The organism is Aeromonas sp. FL131 (assembly GCF_049860615.1).
Classification (GTDB): Bacteria; Pseudomonadota; Gammaproteobacteria; order Enterobacterales; family Aeromonadaceae; genus Aeromonas; species Aeromonas hydrophila.
Map to the genome: position 1 here is coordinate 3,768,866 of NZ_CP187595.1, position 15,519 is coordinate 3,784,384.

The window sequence follows — 15,519 nt, forward strand, 5'->3', positions numbered from 1 at the left end:
GTTTTATTGATCGAGAGGATCTTGCATGTCACACACCATTCACGGCAAGAAGAAGCTGCTGGCGCGGGTGCGCCGCATCAAGGGACAGGCAGGGGCACTGGAGAGCGCGCTGGAGCAGGAGAGCGACTGCGCCGCCATCTTGCAGCAGATCGCGGCCATTCGCGGCGCCGTCAACGGCCTGATGCTGGAAGTGCTGGAGGGCCACATGCGCGAGCATCTCGGCGCCGAAGAGGCGACCCCGGCCGAGCGGCTGGAGGATCTGGATCAGGTGGTGCGGGTATTGCGATCCTATCTGAAGTAGGGCCGGTGGATGGGACCATGCGTAACCCCACATCATCCCGTTTACGGCTGGGCGGCGTCGGCCCCACGGCCCCACCCCTTTCAGACTTGAGCCCTCGCCGGCTTTACGCCATGATGACCGCCGATCATTGATCGCCATACCCTGGATTCCATTTCGCAAGGACCCCCCATGTTTGAACACGTCGATGCCTATGCTGGCGACCCCATCCTGACCCTGGTCGAGACCTTCCACAAAGACACCCGCGAGCAGAAGGTGAACCTGGGGATCGGCCTCTATTACGACGAGCAGGGCCGCATTCCGCTGCTGGCCTCGGTACAGCAGGCCGAAGCCCAGCGCGCCGCCGCCCCGGCCCCGCGCCCCTACCAGCCGATGGAAGGCGCCGCCAACTACCGCACCGCGGTGCAGCACCTGCTGTTTGGCGCCGACCACGAAGCGGTCAAGGCGGGTCGCATCGCCACCATCCAGACCATCGGCGGCTCGGGCGCCCTGAAGATCGGCGCCGATCTGCTCAAGCGCTACTTCCCGACCTCCGAGGTGTGGGTCAGCAATCCCACCTGGGACAACCACAAGGCGATGTTCGAGGGCGCAGGCATCAAGGTGCACGACTACCCCTACTACGATGCAGCCACCGGCGGCGTGCAGTTTGACGCCATGATCGACTGCCTGAGCAGCCTGCCGGCGAAAAGCATCGTGCTGCTGCACCCCTGCTGCCACAACCCGACCGGAGTGGATCTCTCCCGTGCCCAGTGGGACCAGGTGATCGCGCTGGTGGTCGAGAAGAACCTGATCCCCTTTATGGACATCGCCTATCAGGGCTTCGGCGACGGGCTGGAAGAGGATGCCTACGCCATTCGCGCCATGGTGGCCGCCGGCGTCAGCTTCTTCGTCAGCAACTCCTTCTCCAAGAACCTCTCCTTCTACGGCGAGCGCTGTGGCGGCCTGTCGGTCATCTGCCAGGATGCCGAAGAGGCGAGCCGGGTGCTGGGCCAGATGAAGGCCACCGTGCGCCGCAACTACTCCAGCCCCCCCACCCACGGCGGCCAGATCACTGCGGCGGTGATGAGCCAACCCGAGCTGCACGCCATGTGGGTCGGTGAGGTGACCGAGATGCGCACCCGCATCAAGGCGATGCGCGAGAAGCTGTTCGAGGTGCTGAGCGCCAAGGTGCCGGGCCGCGACTTCAGCTACTTCATCAACCAGCGCGGCATGTTCAGCTACACCGGCTTCACCCCGGAGCAGGTGGACCGCCTGCGCGAGGAGTTCGCCGTCTACCTGGTGCGCTCCGGCCGCATGTGCGTGGCGGGCCTCAACAGCCGCAACGTCGACTACGTGGCCGACGCCATGGCCGCCGTGCTCAAGGGCTGATCCCCGCAAGCCCCGCTCAGGCGGGGCTTTTTGTTTGTCCCGTTTGCTCGTGGAACCGTTATGGATCTCATTGCCCTCTCCCGCCTCGGCGGTCGTCATCTGGTTACCCTGCACCTGCTGCTCGACAGCCAGAGCGTCACCCGCACCGCCGAGCGGCTCTGCACCACCCCCTCCACCGTCAGCAAGACCCTCAACCAGTTGCGGGATCTGCTCGGCGATCAACTGCTCTACCGCCAGGGCAACCAGCTGCTGCTGACCCCGTTCGCCGAGCGGCTCGGCCCCACCCTGCACCGGCTGCTGAGCGAGCTGAACGGCCTCACCGGCCAGGGCGGGTTCGATCCCGCCAGCTGGCAGGGGCAGCTGAAATTTGCCCTGCGCGAGAGCGGCATGGTCTGGCCCATGGGGCCCATCCTGGCGCAGCTGATGCGCGAGGTGCCGGGCCTGGTGCCCGACATTCGCAACAAGGATGAACAGGGGCTGGCGGCGCTGGCGGCGGGCAAGCTGGACTTCGTGATCCTGCCCCACGATCAGAGCCAGCCCCTGCCCCGCCAGCAAGGGCTGGTGTGGGAGACCCTGCGCGAGGACAAGCTGGTCTGCCTGCTGCGCGCGGATCACCCGGCGCTGGCGCGATCCTGGGATCTCGATGCCTACCTGAGCTGGCGCCATATCGCCATTCGCGATCAGGAGCTGGCCAACCCCTTCTTCGAACAGAGCCTGGCCCAGTTGCAGGTGCGCCGGCAGATTGCCGCCATCCTGCCGGATTTTGGCAGTGCGGCAGCCCTGCTGCGCCAGAGCGATCTGATCCTCACCGCCATCGGTGGCTGGGCCGAGCAGGCGGCCCCCCACGCTCTGGTGAGCAGGCCGGTTCCCTTCGATTACGGTGCCGTCACCCACAGCCTGGTGTGGTACGGCCCGGCCGGAGAAGAGCCGGCCCGGCGCTGGTTCCGCCAGCGCATCCTGCAACTGGCCCGCGAGCTGAGATAAGGACGACCCTGCCCGGCACACGCCGGCCGGGCATGGCGGGTGTCAGGGTTTCTTGGTGTAGATGGGGCTGGGGAAGGGAGAGACGTTGTTGCCCAGTTCGGTGATGCGGGCGGCCCCCTGCTTGCGCACCTGATCGACCCGCAGCACGTGGTGCATGGGGATCATGGTGCGATTGACGTCGGCAAATTCACTCTTCAACTTCTCGTGGCTGGGGTCGACGATGAGCGCCGTGTGGTTGTCCCACACGAAGTTGGCGATCTCGATGAAGCCGAACAGCTGACCCTGGCTCACTTCCCTGACATAGACTTCGTAACGCTCGTTGTGACAAATGAACTGCACTCGATATAAGGCGTTGGATTCACTCATGTTCGTCTGTTGATGGTGGGCGATTGACCCATTCTAGCCGCCACCTCGCAGAGCTCAAATAGACAGCAATCACAGTTACGTCATCTCAAGACTCAGGCAGCAAAAAAGCCACGCCAAACCGCTCGGTTCGCCGTCCAATCTTGCCTTGTAGTAGTAAATCCCTTTGCGATCAGCTGATTAGCATCCGGCTATTCAGAGTAGTGGCGGCAGGCTGACCGGGCCGAGCCCGGCTACCGCCAGCGCAGCGGCCAGCTGCTCCAGCTCCTCTCGCGTCGCCTCTGGCCAGTCCTGCGCTGCCCCGCGCACCCCGTGATGGCGAAAGCCGTTGAGGCGGATGGGCACGGGCCCGAGGGCGCGCAAGAAGGCGGCGAGCCCGCCCTCCAGCGTGCCGTCGGCAGCGAGATAATCGCTCTGCCCCGGCACCTGCAGCAGGCGTACCTCCGCCAGCTTGCCCGCCTGCGCCAGCAGGGTGAGCGAGGCCAGCACCCGCTCACGGCCATAGCCGGTCAGCGTGTGATGCACAGAGTCGCCCCACCCCTTGAGATCGATCATGGCGCCGTCCAGCACCGGCAGCAGCCGTTGCCAGCCGGCCTCGGCGAGCGAACCGTTGCTGTCGAGCAGGCAGCCGAGATGGGCCAGATCCGGTGCCCCCTTGATGGCCGTGAACAGCGCAATCACGAACGGCAGCTGGGTGGTGGCCTCACCGCCGGAGACGGTAATGCCGGTCAGCAGCGGGCCGTAGCGGCGCAGCAGGGCCAGCACCTCGGCCACCGTCATGGTGGCGGTCTTGGGGCTCGCGCTGCGGGGGCAGACATCGAGACAGGCATCGCAGTCGGTGCAGCGCGCCGCCTGCCAGCTCACCCGCCCCTCGTGCAGGGTCAGCGCCCCGCTCGGGCAGCCGGGCACGCAGTCACCGCAGTGATCGCAGAGGCCGATGGTGTGCGGGTTATGACAGCCGGGACAGGCGAAGTTGCAGCCCTGCAGAAACAGCACCAGCCGGTTGCCGGGGCCGTCCACGCAGGAGAAGGGCAGCCAGCGGCTCACCGTCGCGGTGCGCGCCGCCCCTGCCCGCCTGCCGCACTCAGTAGTCACACAGGGTCGCCTCGCGCCCCACCACCCGCGGTGCCCGTTGGCGGATCCCGGTCAGTTCGCTCGCCTCGGCGCCAAGGCAGGTAGTCTGCAGCCGCGAGCCCTCGGCCGCGAAACGGGCCACGTCGCTCTTGCGGATCATGTAGCCGGTCACCCGCACCAGATCGCTGTCCGCCACATTGGCGGTGAACTCGCGCATGCCGATGGCGAGCGCCCCCTTGCAGAGCTGCAGCAGCGCCTGCGGGTTCTGGCGGATGGTGGGATCCAGGGTGAGGATCTCGCTGATCCCGGAGTGATAGAAGCCGTGGTGGGGCGCCAGCGCCAGCATGTGGCTGGCGGGATCCGGCTCCTCGCCATAGGGGATGCGCACCCCGGGGGTCACCTCGCGATCCACGCTGAGCCCGCCCTGGGAGTGGAGCAGGGCGCGGCCGCCCCAGGCGTGGCATTGCGGCGTTTCGCTCACGTGGCGAGCAAGCTGGGCCGAGATACGGTAGCCCAGCTGGTTCGCCTCTTCATCACGGCCGTAGCGCTCCGGCAGATTCTCCTTGTCCATCAGAAGGTTGACCGCCTCGGCCATGCCGTAGATGCCGAACATGGGCACAAAGCGATCCTCTTCCAGCAGCCCCTCCTGCACCAGGAAACTGTCGAAGAAGCCGGACTCCTGGTGCAGGAAGGCGGCACGCGCCTCGATCAGGCGGGAGGCGAGGCGGCAGTAGTGGGGCAGCAGGCAGCCCAGGAAGTCGTCGATACCGTGGGCCTGCTCGGCCACCCGCTTGAGGGAGACCCGCACCAGGGTGTTGGCGCCACCCGCCTGGGGCAGGGCGTTGTAGCAGCTGACGATGCCGAAGCCGCGCTCATCGAAGGTGTTGCGATGCAGCGGGTAGTTGGCGATGTGGGGCTTGCTGCAGGCCGCGATGTTCTTCACCCCCAGCAGCAGCAGGCTGTCCGGGGTCTGTGCCGGATCGTGGAACAGGGTGAGGTTGGGGGCCACCTGCTTGAGATCGCCGTCGATGCGCAGGATCAGGCGGCAGAGCCGGTTGTCATCCGGGCCTATGTTGACGTGCATGAAGGCATCCGGCAGCACCCGGTCCAGGTAGATCCAGAACCCCTTCAGCTTGCGATAGAGGGCCTCGTCATCCAGCTCACCGACGAAGGGCAGCAGCAGGTGATCGAGCCGGCCCAGCCAGACCGGCATGCCGGTGACGGAGGGCACGTGGTGGTAGAGGATGCGCAGGGCATCGAGCGCCTCGTCGAAATCCTGCGGCGGTGCCAGCTCCAGCCAGGCCGAGCCCTGACGCAGAAACTTCTCGTAATCCGGCAGCACATAGCGCGGCTTGTAGGGGGCGTGCCCCTCGAACATGTCGCAGACAAAGCCCTTGGCCATCGCCTCGCTCACCTCGGCGGGCAGCTCGGGATAGGGCAGCGCATTTTCGGCGGCCAGCGCCAGGGCATGGCTCTTCTGGGCCGGTGACAGCAGGGGATCGCGCACGATGCGCTGGCAGGTTTCGGTGAAGGACATGGCTCGCTCCTCGACAGATGGGAGCTAAATCCTCACACTTGAGAGGTGTTTTTTGAAGTGACATTCACAACATGGCGGATATCCGATAAAGACATCCGCCATGCAAGATCACGGGCCTAGCCCAGCCAGGGCAGCAGTTGTGCCACGCCCCCCTGCCAGCGCAGCAGGAAGAAGCCCCCCATGCCGACCACCACCACCAGCAGGGTCGGCAGCCGCAGCAGGGTCAGCGCCGTCACCAGCAGGGTGGCGACCAGGTAGTCCGGATCCCAGCTCAGCCCAGTGCCAGGCTGATAGCTGAAGACGATGGGCAGCCAGATGGCGGTCAGCACCGACTGGGCCGAGAAGCTGAGGAAGGCTCCCATCTCGGCGCCCGGCTGATAGCGGGTCAGCCGCGAGAAGAAGGCGAAGCGGTTGAAGAAGGTGATCAGGGCCAGCAGGCCTATCATCAGCCAGCTCATGATTACCTCCTCATCCGGTGCAGCACATAACCCACCAGCATGCCGGAGAGCGCCGAGATGATGATGTAGACCTCCGCCAGCAGCGGCTTGGTGAGCAGCGCCATGGCACCGCTCACCAGGGTGGCCGCCACCATGGGCAGGTTCTTCATGGCGGGAATGGTCATGGCGATGAAGGTGGCGGCGATAGCGAAGTCCAGCCCCATCTGATCCAGTCCGTCGATGTACTGGCCGGCGGCGATGCCGAGCAGGGTCGCCGCATTCCAGAACAGATAGAAGACGAAGCCGGCGATGAGCGCATAGGCCGGATCGAAACGGCCGCTGCGCTCCCGGTCTTTGAGCGCCACCGCGAACATCTCGTCGGTCAGGAAGAAGGCCAGACTGGCGCGCCAGCGCAGGGAGAGCGGCAGCACGTCGCGGCGAAAGGTGAAGCCGTAGAGCAGGTGCTGGGAGGTGATGACGAAGGTGGAACCCATGATCGGCAGCAGTGGCGTCCCCGCCCCGAACAGGGTGGTGGCCGAGAGCTGGGCGGCGCCGGCATAGACCAGCAGCGACATCAGCTGGGCCTGCAGCGGGCTCAGCCCCACCTGCAGCGCCAGGGCGCCGCACAGGATCCCCCAGGGGATCACCGAGACGGAGAGCGGCAGAATATCGATGGAAGCGCGCCACCAGAGCGCGCGGGTACTCTCGGCCCCGACGGGCCGGGAGCAGGTTGCTGATGGCATGGGATCATCCTTGTTGCGTCCACGGCGAGCCGGAAAAACTAGCACAGCACGAGGACGGATACCAAGAGGCTGCGGGTAAAGAGAGGGTGGAGTCAGAACAGGGGGAGCCAAAAAACAGAACGCCACCCGGAGGTGGCGCACTGCAGAGAGTCAGGGCTGAATGACGATGGGGGTGCCGGGTTCGATGGCGTTCCACACTTCGTCCAGATCCTTGTTGAGCATGGCGATGCAGCCATTGGTCCAGTTGGACGGCTGCAGGCGGGTGTTGCCTATGCTGTTGCGCTGACCGTGGATCATGATCATGCCACCCGGTCGCACACCCATCTCGTTGGCCGCCTTGATGTCGTCCAGATTCGGGTAGTTGATGTGGATGGCCTTGTAATAGTTGGAGTTGGTCTTCTTGTAGTCGAGGATGTAACGGCCTTCCGGCGTGCGCTGATCCCCTTCCCGCTGCTTGTGCCCCTTGGGAGCCGGACCCAGAGCGATCCAGTAGCGTTTGACCTCCTTGCCATCCTTCATCAGGGTCAGGCTATAACTCGATTTCTTCACCACCACCATATCGGCGGACAGGGTGGCAAAACTCAATGCGGGCCACAGCCCCAGCAAACACAGTAATACGGCTCTCATTCCATCCCTCGGCAAGCCTCTGGTAAGGGCTTTTCTGTTACCAAATCATCTGAACTGCACCGCCTCGTGTGGCGGGCGAGCGCCATCATATTGGATCGCCATCAATACTCAATATATCCAGAGAAACATATCCCGCACCATCTTTTATAGATTGTTACAATTAACTGCCAAAACAACGGGATAACCCCCCTATCTTGGGATAGTCCCGGGCGGGACATTGGGGGAAGATAAGGCGCTTTTCACCTCTCAGGAACCTCACGATGCGATACCGACTCTCCCTGCTGCTCCTGCTGCTCTGCTCCTCCCTGAAGGCGGCCGAGCCGCTCTGGCTGCGCGAGCCCGCCCTCTCCCCCGACGGCAAGCAGCTTGCCTTCACCTGGCAGGGCCGCGTCTACCTGAGCGCGGGGGATGGCGGCCCCGCCGTGCCCCTCACCGATGGTAACTACCTGAGCCAGCGCCCGCTCTGGTCGCCGGATGGCAAGCTCATAGCCTTTGCCGCCAATATCTACGGCAACGAGGACGTGTTCGTGGTGCCGAGCCACGGTGGCGAGATGGTGCGGCTGACCCGGGATTCGCGCCCCGACCTGCCCCAGGCCTTCAGCGCCGACGGCACGCAGCTGCTGCTGAGCAGCCAGCGCCTCACCGACCCCGACGCCGATCACTTCGTGGCAGAAGGCTATCAGGCCGGCAACCTCTACTGGACGCCGGTTGCCGGCGGCCCGCTGACCCCGGCCCAGCCCCTGCCCGCCACCCTGGCCCGCCCCCACGGCAACCAGCTGGCCTACCAGATGCCGGGCATGGATCAGCCGTTTCGCAAGCACCAGCACTCGTTCGCGGTCTCCCGTCTGTGGCTGTTCGACGGCAAACAGCATCGCCAGCTGACTGAAGACAGGGTGGCCGCCAGCGATCCGGTCTGGGACGAGCAGGGCAAGCAGCTCTACTACCTGAGCGAGCGCAGCGGCGATTTCAACGTCTGGCAACGGGATCTGGCCAGCGGCCAGGATCGCCAGCTCACCCACTTCAAGGGCCATCCGGTGCGCGGCCTCTCTGCCTCCCGCCAGGGGGATCTGGTCTGGTCCTGGCAGGGGGAGCTCTACCGCCTCGATGCCGGCAGCGACACCCCGCGCAAGCTCGTCATCCAGCCGCTGTTCGCCAAGGTACCGGCCGAGCAGAGCTGGCAGCCCGGCCCCGTCGACGAGGCCATCGCCCGCCAGGATGGGGAAGAGGTGATCCTGGTCAGCCAGGGGGATCTCTACGCGGTCGATACCCGGCGCGAGCGGGTACGCCAGCTCACCCGCCACCCCAGCGAGCAGTCGGCACCGCGCTATCTGGATAAAGAGCAGGAGCTCATCTACCTCTCCGAACAGGAGGGGCCGGCGGCGCTGTACCGCCTCAAGAAGGGGCAGCCGGACAAGCTGTTCAGCGACCCCGGCCCCCTGACCGAGGAGAAACTGCTGGCCATTCCGGGCGCCGCCATCAGCGTGCCGACCCTCTCCCCCGACGGCAAACAGCTCGCCTTCGTGGTGGACGGCCAGGCCGTCCATCTGCTGGATCTGGCCAGCGGCAAGCAGCGCCAGCTGGTCGCCGCCGAGTTCAATCCCTCCCGTCACGCGGTGGAGCTGGCCTTTGCCCCCGATTCGTGTCACCTGGCGCTGACCATCCAGCCCGACTCCGCCCAGCAGGAGATCGCCGTCATCGATACCCGGGATGCCAAGGCCAAGCCGGTCAACGTCAGCCTCAACGGCTATCGGGATGGCGAGCCTGCCTGGAGTCAGGACGGCGGCATCCTCTACTGGCAATCCACCAAGTACGGGGTACTGGGTGCCGATGGCGAGCCCCTCGGTGGCAGTCTGCTCGGTCTCTACAGCAGTCGCGCCGCCAAGAGCGACTTCATCGCCGAACAGGCGCCGCCCAAGGCCGGTTACGGCTTCGAAGCTGACCGCCTGGCCCACCGGGAGGCACTCCAGCTGCAGCCAGAGGGCCCCATCCTCGCCAGTCGCATCGTCGACGATCATCTGATCTATCTGGTGGAGGTGATGGGCGCCAACGGCGAGAGCGAGATCAAGGGCTACGCCCAGGATCTGCGCAAGGGGGAAACCAAGCTGCTGTTTGCCGAGCAGCCGGGGCCGGCGCAGGCCAGCCTCAACCAGGATGCCAGCCTCGCCACCCTGGTGCGGGAGGGGGAAATCGCCCTCATCGATACCCGCTCCGGCGAGGCCAGCAGCCACCCCTTCAATCTGCTGATCACCGCCAGCTGGCAGGATCGGATGAGCGCCGCCTTCGACCAGATCACCCGCCTCACCCGGGACGAGTTCTACCGGGCCGACATGAACGGGGTGGACTGGGACGGCTATGTGGCCGCCTATCGCCGCCTGTTGCCCGGCATCAGCAACGATCGTGACTTCGGCAACCTGCTGGCGGAGCTGGCCGGCGAACTCAATGTCTCCCACACCTGGGGCAGCGGTCCGGCCCCCTCCCTGCGCATGCCGGACGAGACCGCCAGCCTCGGTGGTTACTGGCGCGAGCGACAGGGGGCGGTCGAGCTCGACGCCCTGCTGGCCGGCGGCCCGCTGGAGCAGGAGACGGATCTCGCGCCGGGAGCCCGCCTGCTGGCCGTCAACGGCACCGAACTGCACAGCCTCAACGAGCTGGATGCCCTGCTCAACCACCAGGCCGGCCAGCGGCTGGCGCTCACTGTGCAGCCCAAGGGGGCCAAGGAGCCCAGCCAGCTGGAGGTCACCGCCATCGACCTGCAGCAGGAGTATCAGTTGCAGCTCGACGGCTGGATCGCCAAGCGCCGCAGCCAGGTGGAGCAGTTGAGCCAGGGGCGGGTCGGCTACGTCTATCTGCCGGAGATGAGCAGCGCCGTCTATGAGGAGGTGGTGGCCGACGCCCTCGGTCGCCAACGCAACCGCGAGGCGCTGATCGTCGACGTGCGCTTCAACAAGGGGGGCTATCTGGCCAACACCCTGGTGGAGTTCCTGACCGGCAGCGGCAGCGCCCAGGGCATGGCCCGCAGCTGGCCACGCCTTGGCAAGGGGGAGACGGACGCCGCCACCCGCCAGTGGACCAAGCCCTCGGTGGTGCTGGTCAATGCGGGCAGCTACTCGGAAGGATCGGCCTTTCCCCAGTACTACCGCACCCTCAAGGTGGGCCCCATCGTCGGTGAGCCGGTGCCGGGCACCGGCACCATGGTGTATGCCCACACCTCCAGGCTGATCCCGGGCCTCGCCTACGGCATCCCGACCCTGGGACTGCGCAACCCCGACGGCAGCCTGTACGAGAATCAGGAGCTGATCCCGGACGTGCAGGTGGCGCTGACTCCGGCCGACATGCTGGCGGGACGCGATCCCCAGCTGGCAGCCGCAGTGCAGGCCGCCCTCGCCCAGCTGTCGACGAATGCGAAACCCGCAGCCAAACGGGCTGACTGACGCCAACCAGCAAAAGAGGAGCCGGCCGGGCTTGCCCGGTCGGCTCCTCTGACAGACATCAAGGGCGCCCCGCCTGTTGCGAGGCGCCCTTGTTGCATCAGGCCGGCTGCGTCTCGGCCGGCTGGCGGGCCAGCGCCAGCTGATACCTGTGCTCGGCCAGCTCCAGCTCGCGGCGCGCCTCGTCCACCTTGCCGTCGGCACTCTTCACCGCTGCCACCAGCTGGTTGTAGCGATCCCAGCTGCCGTTGTACTCGTTCACCTCGGCCTGGTAGCGCAGGCTGATCTCGTTGGACTGGCGAATGATGGCGTTGTTCTCATCGTGCAGCTGATCGATGCGGGCGCTCAGGCCCGCCTGGATGGCGCGGATCCGGCGATACTCTTGCGGGCCGTAGCTGCCGTTGTAGCTGTTGTGCTCGCGCACCAGCCGGTTGATCTCCTGCACCGTCTGGCGGTTGCGCTGGTTCAGCTGGCTCAGCTCGCGCTGGTAGCGATCAAAGTTGCCCTTGAGCGTCTGCTGGCGATCCTGCAGGGCGGTTCTGGCCGCCACCTGCTGGCTGTAGTGCTCCTGAGCCGCCGCCAGGTCCTGGCGCCGGGTCTCGAGGGAGCGCTCCAGCTCGCCCAGATCCGGCAGCTCTTCCGACACCATGGTGGGATAGAAAGCGGCGATCTGTGGCGTTGTCACCTTCAGCGCCCGCACCGCATCGGCACCGTTGGCCTGATCCCGATAATCCACGCCACACGGCTGCCCCTTGCAGATCAGGTCCGGGCTGGAGAACTTGTACTCGTGGCTGTAGACCCCGAAGCTGGAGGGATAAGCCATCACGGTGGCGAAGGAACCCCGCACCCCGTGTCCCAGCGCATAGTGATAAGTGCCCCCCGTGCCATCCTGCAGGCGGGAGTGGTTGAGCCCCATGTTGTGACCCAGCTCGTGCGCCAGCACCACGTCACCACAGCCGGTGGCCGTGACATGGCTGAACATGCTGCCGGCATCCTGGGAGACATCCCCGTCGGCATACGCCTTGCTGCCATCGGTATAGGTCGCGGAACCGCCAACCCAGGCCAGCCCGCAGCTGCCGTGGTCACCGGTCTGGGGCCGCATCAGCACCACCATGTCGGCGCCATAGCGGGTGCGCAGGGTCGGTACCTGCTTGAAAGCCGGATCCTGCTGGTAGGTCACCGCGTTGAGTGCAGATTTGTCGGTGCCGCCATCCGGGTAATTGACCTGCTGGTCGTGCACGGCCCGCACCGTCAGATCCAGGCCGCTGGCAGCATAGATCTGGTTGGTGACGTTGATCATGTGCTGGATCCGGGTCTGGGCGTCCCCCTGATAGCGGGCCGCCAGCCCCGGACTGTGCAACACCATCAGGTCGATGGTTTCCGCCAGCACCGGGGTCGCCCCGAGCAATCCCGCAATCATGATCCCCAAGGTGGTTTTCTGCATGTGATCTTCCTTTTCTGTTGTTATTGGTGAGTCGGGATCAGGGCGTCATCGCCGCCATGACCCAGATCCAGCGGCGGGTTCTTGTAAACCCAACCCTTGCCTCCCAGGGTCTCGACGGAGTAACTGCCTTGCGGCGTGCCGATGAACCCGAAAGTCGCTTGCTTGCCGACGGTGAAATTGACCGGATAGCTGTCACCGTCGACCCGAATTTCCCCTTGCCAGTTGCGCTCCCCGCCCCGCTGCAGCTCAACCTTGGTCACCCTGGCCTGCAGGGTGCTGCCGTCCGGTAGCGGCAGGGCCACGCTGTCACCCACCTGGGCCCGCTCCAGATCGCTGCCCTGCAGGGCGATCGGCTGGGGCTGCTCGACCGCATCGCCGGGCTCCGCCAGCGGAAAGTCGGCATCCACCTCGGCCGCCTGCCAGGGGGTCTCCAGCTGCTGGCAGCCATCTTCCCGCAGCCGATCCGGCTTGGCGGGGGCCGCGACCGGCGCTGGCTTGAGCACAGGCGCAGGCATGGCGGCGAGTGGCGTGAGCTCCGCCAGCGGGCCGCTATCCGCCGCGCGCTCCTCATCCCCTGCCGCCGCCTGACCGGGCGCCACCGCGTGCGGCCACAGGTACCAGCCGATCACCCCGGCCAAGAGGGCGCACAACCCCAGCCAAGGCTTCCATTTCGCTCTCTTCATACTGATACTCCAGTCAAAAACAATCCTTATAAAACAATGAATTGCGTTCAAAGTGAGCAGGCATGCTAGAAACCGCCGAGCAGGCTGGCACCCCCCTATATGGGGCGTCGAAAAAATGGGTGCGGGAGGTTCACACCCGCAGGATGAGTCGCGCAAGTCAGTGCTGGCGGGGGCTGAGAGAGGGTTCGAATGATGCTTTTTTGCCGCATGAAAATGGCTCCAAAAAGGGCTGGAATGAGGCCATTCACCCCATATGGGTTAAGCAGATTTGGCTGTACCGGGGGGCGGGCGTCGGCGTACCCTGATGGCATCAATCAGGTCAAGGATGTTGCATGAACGGTTTGCCGATACGGGCGCCAGCACTGGGCTGGCTGTTGATTTCACTGCTGGCGGCGCCGCTGGCCGCCGCCCCCCTGACACTGCAGGGCGAGACCCAGCATTACCGCATCGATCCCGATACCCTGGCCATCTCGGTCAACCAGATCCCGGTCAGCGCGGGCCAGCCCGCCCGCCAGGTCGATCAGTTGCAACAAGGGGAGCAGCAGGCCAGCTGGCACTGGCCCGCCCAGGACGCCAGGGTGGAGGTCAAGCTGGATGGTGACGACCTCTTGTTGACGCTGGTCAGCGACAGTCCCCGTCAGCTGGCCTGGTTCAGCCTGCCGAAAAACCAGACCCACCTCTCCCTGGCCTTCGGCGAGGGCAGCCGCTTCTCGGTGCGCGACAGCGACTGGCTCGGCTATGTCGGCGACGAGCTGGCCGAGCTCAACACCCACTACGACCTCAAGCTGCCGCTCTGGAGCCAGGATGCCGGCAAGCAGACCTACAGCTGGATCCTGCAGACCCCCTACGACAACCGGCTTCGCTTCAGCCGCCAGGGAGGCCGGCTGCAACTGAGCGCCAGCCATGAATTCAGCAGCTTCAACCAGCAGGTGCCTATGGTGGTGCGGTTGAGCGTGGGGGATGACTGGCTGGCCGGCGCCCGCCGCTACCGGGCGTGGTTGCAGAGCGAGGGGGCCTGGCAGTCTCTGGCTGACAAGGTCGCCCGCATCCCCGCCGGGCGGCGGCTGATCGGCGCCAGCCATGTCTACCTGTGGGGCGATGCCCTGCTCGATCGGCAAGATGTGAGGGCGTGGCCCGCGCTGCAGGCCAAGCTCCGGCAAAAGCCGGAGTGGCTGCAAGGCTTCAACAGCGAGGAGCAAGAGGCGTTGGCCGCCAAGGCTCCAGAGCCCTGGCAGCAGGCGCTGATCATGGCGGGTCTCAACCGGCTGATTGCCGACCAGCTGCCGCTGCCTGCCCAGCAGGGCCCGCAGGCCCAGAGCAAGGTGCTGGCCCTGCGCCAGCAGTGGGTCAAGAGCCAGTTCGGTGAACAACTGGTGGCGCAGGAGCGCTGGGGCCAGGGGCTGTCGCTGCCGGTGATCGAGGCGCTGCAGCAGGCGGGACTGCGCAAGCTGTGGCTCGGCACCCCACAATGGACGGCGGCCCTGCAGCAGGGCTATGCCCTCACCGCCGCCCAGCGTCAGGGCTATCTGGTGGGCAGCTATGACTCTTACGATACCGCCATCGCGCCCGGCACCAACGACAGCTGGCTCACCGCCCAGCTGCCGCCGGAGATCGGCAAGCGCTGCGCCATCGTCGAGGCCAACGGCAAGCCCAAGCCGGGCTTTGGTGGCGAGGGGGTCTATCTCAACCCCGGCTGCACCCTGCCGTTTGCCAAGAGCCGCATGAGCGAGCTGGCCAAGGCCAGCGGCATCAACAGCCTGTTCCTCGACGTGGACGGCACCGCCATGGCCTCCAACGATTACAACCCGGCCCACCAGCAGGGCAGCCAGGCGATGGTCGCCGACCGCAACGCCCGCATGAGCTGGGTGGGTGAGCGACTCGGGCTAGTGCTGGGCTCGGAGGATGGCAACGCCCTCACCAGCAAGCCGCTGCTGTTTGCCCACGGCATCCAGAGCTGGGGCTTTGGCTGGACCGATGCCGCCATGCGCAAGCAGGCCAAGTCCCCCTACTACCTTGGCAAGTGGTGGCCGGACGAGGCGCCGCAGGTCTTCTTCCAGCCCGCCCGGCTCAAGCCGCGCTACCTGAAGACGGTGTTCAACCCGGCGGATCGGCTGCCCCTCTATCAGGCGGTGTTCCACGACTCCGTGCTCAACAGCCACCACTGGCTGCTGGACAATCTGAAATTCCCGGGCATCAAGGAGGAGCGCGCCCTGCTCGGCCTGCTCTACAACACGCCGCCGCTGGTCAACCTGAGTCGCAGCACGCTGGCGAGCCGGCTGCCGGAGCTGGTGAGGCTAGACAGCCAGTTCGGCCCGCTGCACGAGGCGCTGTGGGACAAGGCACTGGTGGGCTTTCGCTGGCGTGACGGGGTGGGCCGAGTGCAGGAGACCCGCTTCTCCGACGGCAGCCGGCTGGTGGCCAACTTCGGCCACAGCTCCATCATGATCGACGGCCACAAGCTGCCGGGCCGCCAGCTGCTGGTGGCGCTCAAGGACAAACCGGTCAGCGTGCTGAAGATCCAGGGCTGAGCCCG

Annotated in this window: 13 protein-coding genes; 5 read left to right on the top strand and 8 right to left on the bottom strand. The window is 65.9% G+C overall.

The genetic code is table 11. From position 1 onward, the window contains the following. Positions 1 to 25 precede the first annotated feature (25 nt). From ACPW75_RS17440 to ACPW75_RS17450, 3 genes are all read left to right on the top strand, one after another. Positions 26 to 301, top strand: coding sequence for a metal/formaldehyde-sensitive transcriptional repressor (locus ACPW75_RS17440; protein ID WP_005308614.1), 276 nt, complete (start codon positions 26 to 28; stop codon positions 299 to 301). A gap of 168 nt (positions 302 to 469) precedes the next feature. After that, the gene (locus tag ACPW75_RS17445) at positions 470 to 1,666 is read left to right on the top strand and encodes an aromatic amino acid transaminase (protein WP_077098191.1); all 1,197 of its coding nucleotides are present in this window, start codon (positions 470 to 472) and stop codon (positions 1,664 to 1,666) included. A gap of 60 nt (positions 1,667 to 1,726) precedes the next feature. Beyond that, positions 1,727 to 2,650, top strand: coding sequence for a LysR family transcriptional regulator (locus ACPW75_RS17450; RefSeq protein ID WP_077098189.1), 924 nt, complete (start codon positions 1,727 to 1,729; stop codon positions 2,648 to 2,650). Between the two features lie 42 nt (positions 2,651 to 2,692). Here the strand turns inward: ACPW75_RS17450 and ACPW75_RS17455 are convergent, their stop codons facing one another. The 6 genes from ACPW75_RS17455 to ACPW75_RS17480 form a co-directional block, all read right to left on the bottom strand. Further along, complete coding sequence (locus ACPW75_RS17455) at positions 2,693 to 3,016, bottom strand: DUF1820 family protein (RefSeq protein ID WP_011704589.1); 324 nt, start codon at positions 3,014 to 3,016, stop codon at positions 2,693 to 2,695. 192 nt (positions 3,017 to 3,208) lie between these two features. Then, complete coding sequence (locus tag ACPW75_RS17460; RefSeq protein WP_077098187.1) at positions 3,209 to 4,060, bottom strand: YjjW family glycine radical enzyme activase; 852 nt, start codon at positions 4,058 to 4,060, stop codon at positions 3,209 to 3,211. A 37-nt stretch (positions 4,061 to 4,097) separates the two neighbouring features. Next, the gene (locus ACPW75_RS17465) at positions 4,098 to 5,624 is read right to left on the bottom strand and encodes a YjjI family glycine radical enzyme (protein ID WP_077098185.1); all 1,527 of its coding nucleotides are present in this window, start codon (positions 5,622 to 5,624) and stop codon (positions 4,098 to 4,100) included. A gap of 116 nt (positions 5,625 to 5,740) precedes the next feature. Continuing rightward, a complete protein-coding gene (locus tag ACPW75_RS17470; protein WP_010635181.1) occupies positions 5,741 to 6,082 on the bottom strand; it encodes an AzlD domain-containing protein in 342 nt (113 codons plus the stop codon). Positions 6,083 to 6,084: 2 nt separating this feature from the next. Continuing rightward, complete coding sequence (locus ACPW75_RS17475) at positions 6,085 to 6,804, bottom strand: AzlC family ABC transporter permease (protein ID WP_011704586.1); 720 nt, start codon at positions 6,802 to 6,804, stop codon at positions 6,085 to 6,087. Positions 6,805 to 6,954: 150 nt separating this feature from the next. Further along, positions 6,955 to 7,431 carry a L,D-transpeptidase family protein gene (locus tag ACPW75_RS17480; protein WP_024944607.1) on the bottom strand — a complete coding sequence of 159 codons (477 nt, stop codon included), beginning with the start codon at positions 7,429 to 7,431 and terminating at the stop codon, positions 6,955 to 6,957. A 260-nt stretch (positions 7,432 to 7,691) separates the two neighbouring features. Between ACPW75_RS17480 and ACPW75_RS17485 the strand changes: the two genes are divergently transcribed. Further along, positions 7,692 to 10,862, top strand: coding sequence for a S41 family peptidase (locus ACPW75_RS17485; protein WP_190283849.1), 3,171 nt, complete (start codon positions 7,692 to 7,694; stop codon positions 10,860 to 10,862). 97 nt (positions 10,863 to 10,959) lie between these two features. Here the strand turns inward: ACPW75_RS17485 and ACPW75_RS17490 are convergent, their stop codons facing one another. After that, entirely contained in the window at positions 10,960 to 12,303 is a 1,344-nt protein-coding gene (locus ACPW75_RS17490) for a zinc-dependent metalloprotease (RefSeq protein WP_077096389.1), read from the bottom strand. Positions 12,304 to 12,323: 20 nt separating this feature from the next. Continuing rightward, complete coding sequence (locus ACPW75_RS17495; RefSeq protein ID WP_179101429.1) at positions 12,324 to 12,986, bottom strand: hypothetical protein; 663 nt, start codon at positions 12,984 to 12,986, stop codon at positions 12,324 to 12,326. Positions 12,987 to 13,318: 332 nt separating this feature from the next. On the opposite strand from ACPW75_RS17495, the gene ACPW75_RS17500 reads away from it, so the two are divergent. Then, on the top strand, positions 13,319 to 15,514 hold the full coding sequence (locus ACPW75_RS17500; protein ID WP_077096392.1) for a glycoside hydrolase: 2,196 nt from the start codon (positions 13,319 to 13,321) through the stop codon (positions 15,512 to 15,514). The last annotated feature ends 5 nt before the right edge of the window (positions 15,515 to 15,519 follow it).

Bases quoted from the DNA above. Each gene is read 5' to 3' on its own strand.
- ACPW75_RS17440 (WP_005308614.1), top strand. From the start codon at position 26: ATGTCACACACCATTCACGGCAAGAAGAAGCTGCTGGCGCGGGTGCGC.
- ACPW75_RS17445 (WP_077098191.1), top strand. From the start codon at position 470: ATGTTTGAACACGTCGATGCCTATGCTGGCGACCCCATCCTGACCCTG.
- ACPW75_RS17450 (WP_077098189.1), top strand. From the start codon at position 1,727: ATGGATCTCATTGCCCTCTCCCGCCTCGGCGGTCGTCATCTGGTTACC.
- ACPW75_RS17455 (WP_011704589.1), bottom strand. From the start codon at position 3,016: ATGAGTGAATCCAACGCCTTATATCGAGTGCAGTTCATTTGTCACAAC.
- ACPW75_RS17465 (WP_077098185.1), bottom strand. From the start codon at position 5,624: ATGTCCTTCACCGAAACCTGCCAGCGCATCGTGCGCGATCCCCTGCTG.
- ACPW75_RS17470 (WP_010635181.1), bottom strand. From the start codon at position 6,082: ATGAGCTGGCTGATGATAGGCCTGCTGGCCCTGATCACCTTCTTCAAC.
- ACPW75_RS17475 (WP_011704586.1), bottom strand. From the start codon at position 6,804: ATGCCATCAGCAACCTGCTCCCGGCCCGTCGGGGCCGAGAGTACCCGC.
- ACPW75_RS17480 (WP_024944607.1), bottom strand. From the start codon at position 7,431: ATGAGAGCCGTATTACTGTGTTTGCTGGGGCTGTGGCCCGCATTGAGT.
- ACPW75_RS17485 (WP_190283849.1), top strand. From the start codon at position 7,692: ATGCGATACCGACTCTCCCTGCTGCTCCTGCTGCTCTGCTCCTCCCTG.
- ACPW75_RS17490 (WP_077096389.1), bottom strand. From the start codon at position 12,303: ATGCAGAAAACCACCTTGGGGATCATGATTGCGGGATTGCTCGGGGCG.
- ACPW75_RS17495 (WP_179101429.1), bottom strand. From the start codon at position 12,986: ATGAAGAGAGCGAAATGGAAGCCTTGGCTGGGGTTGTGCGCCCTCTTG.
- ACPW75_RS17500 (WP_077096392.1), top strand. From the start codon at position 13,319: ATGAACGGTTTGCCGATACGGGCGCCAGCACTGGGCTGGCTGTTGATT.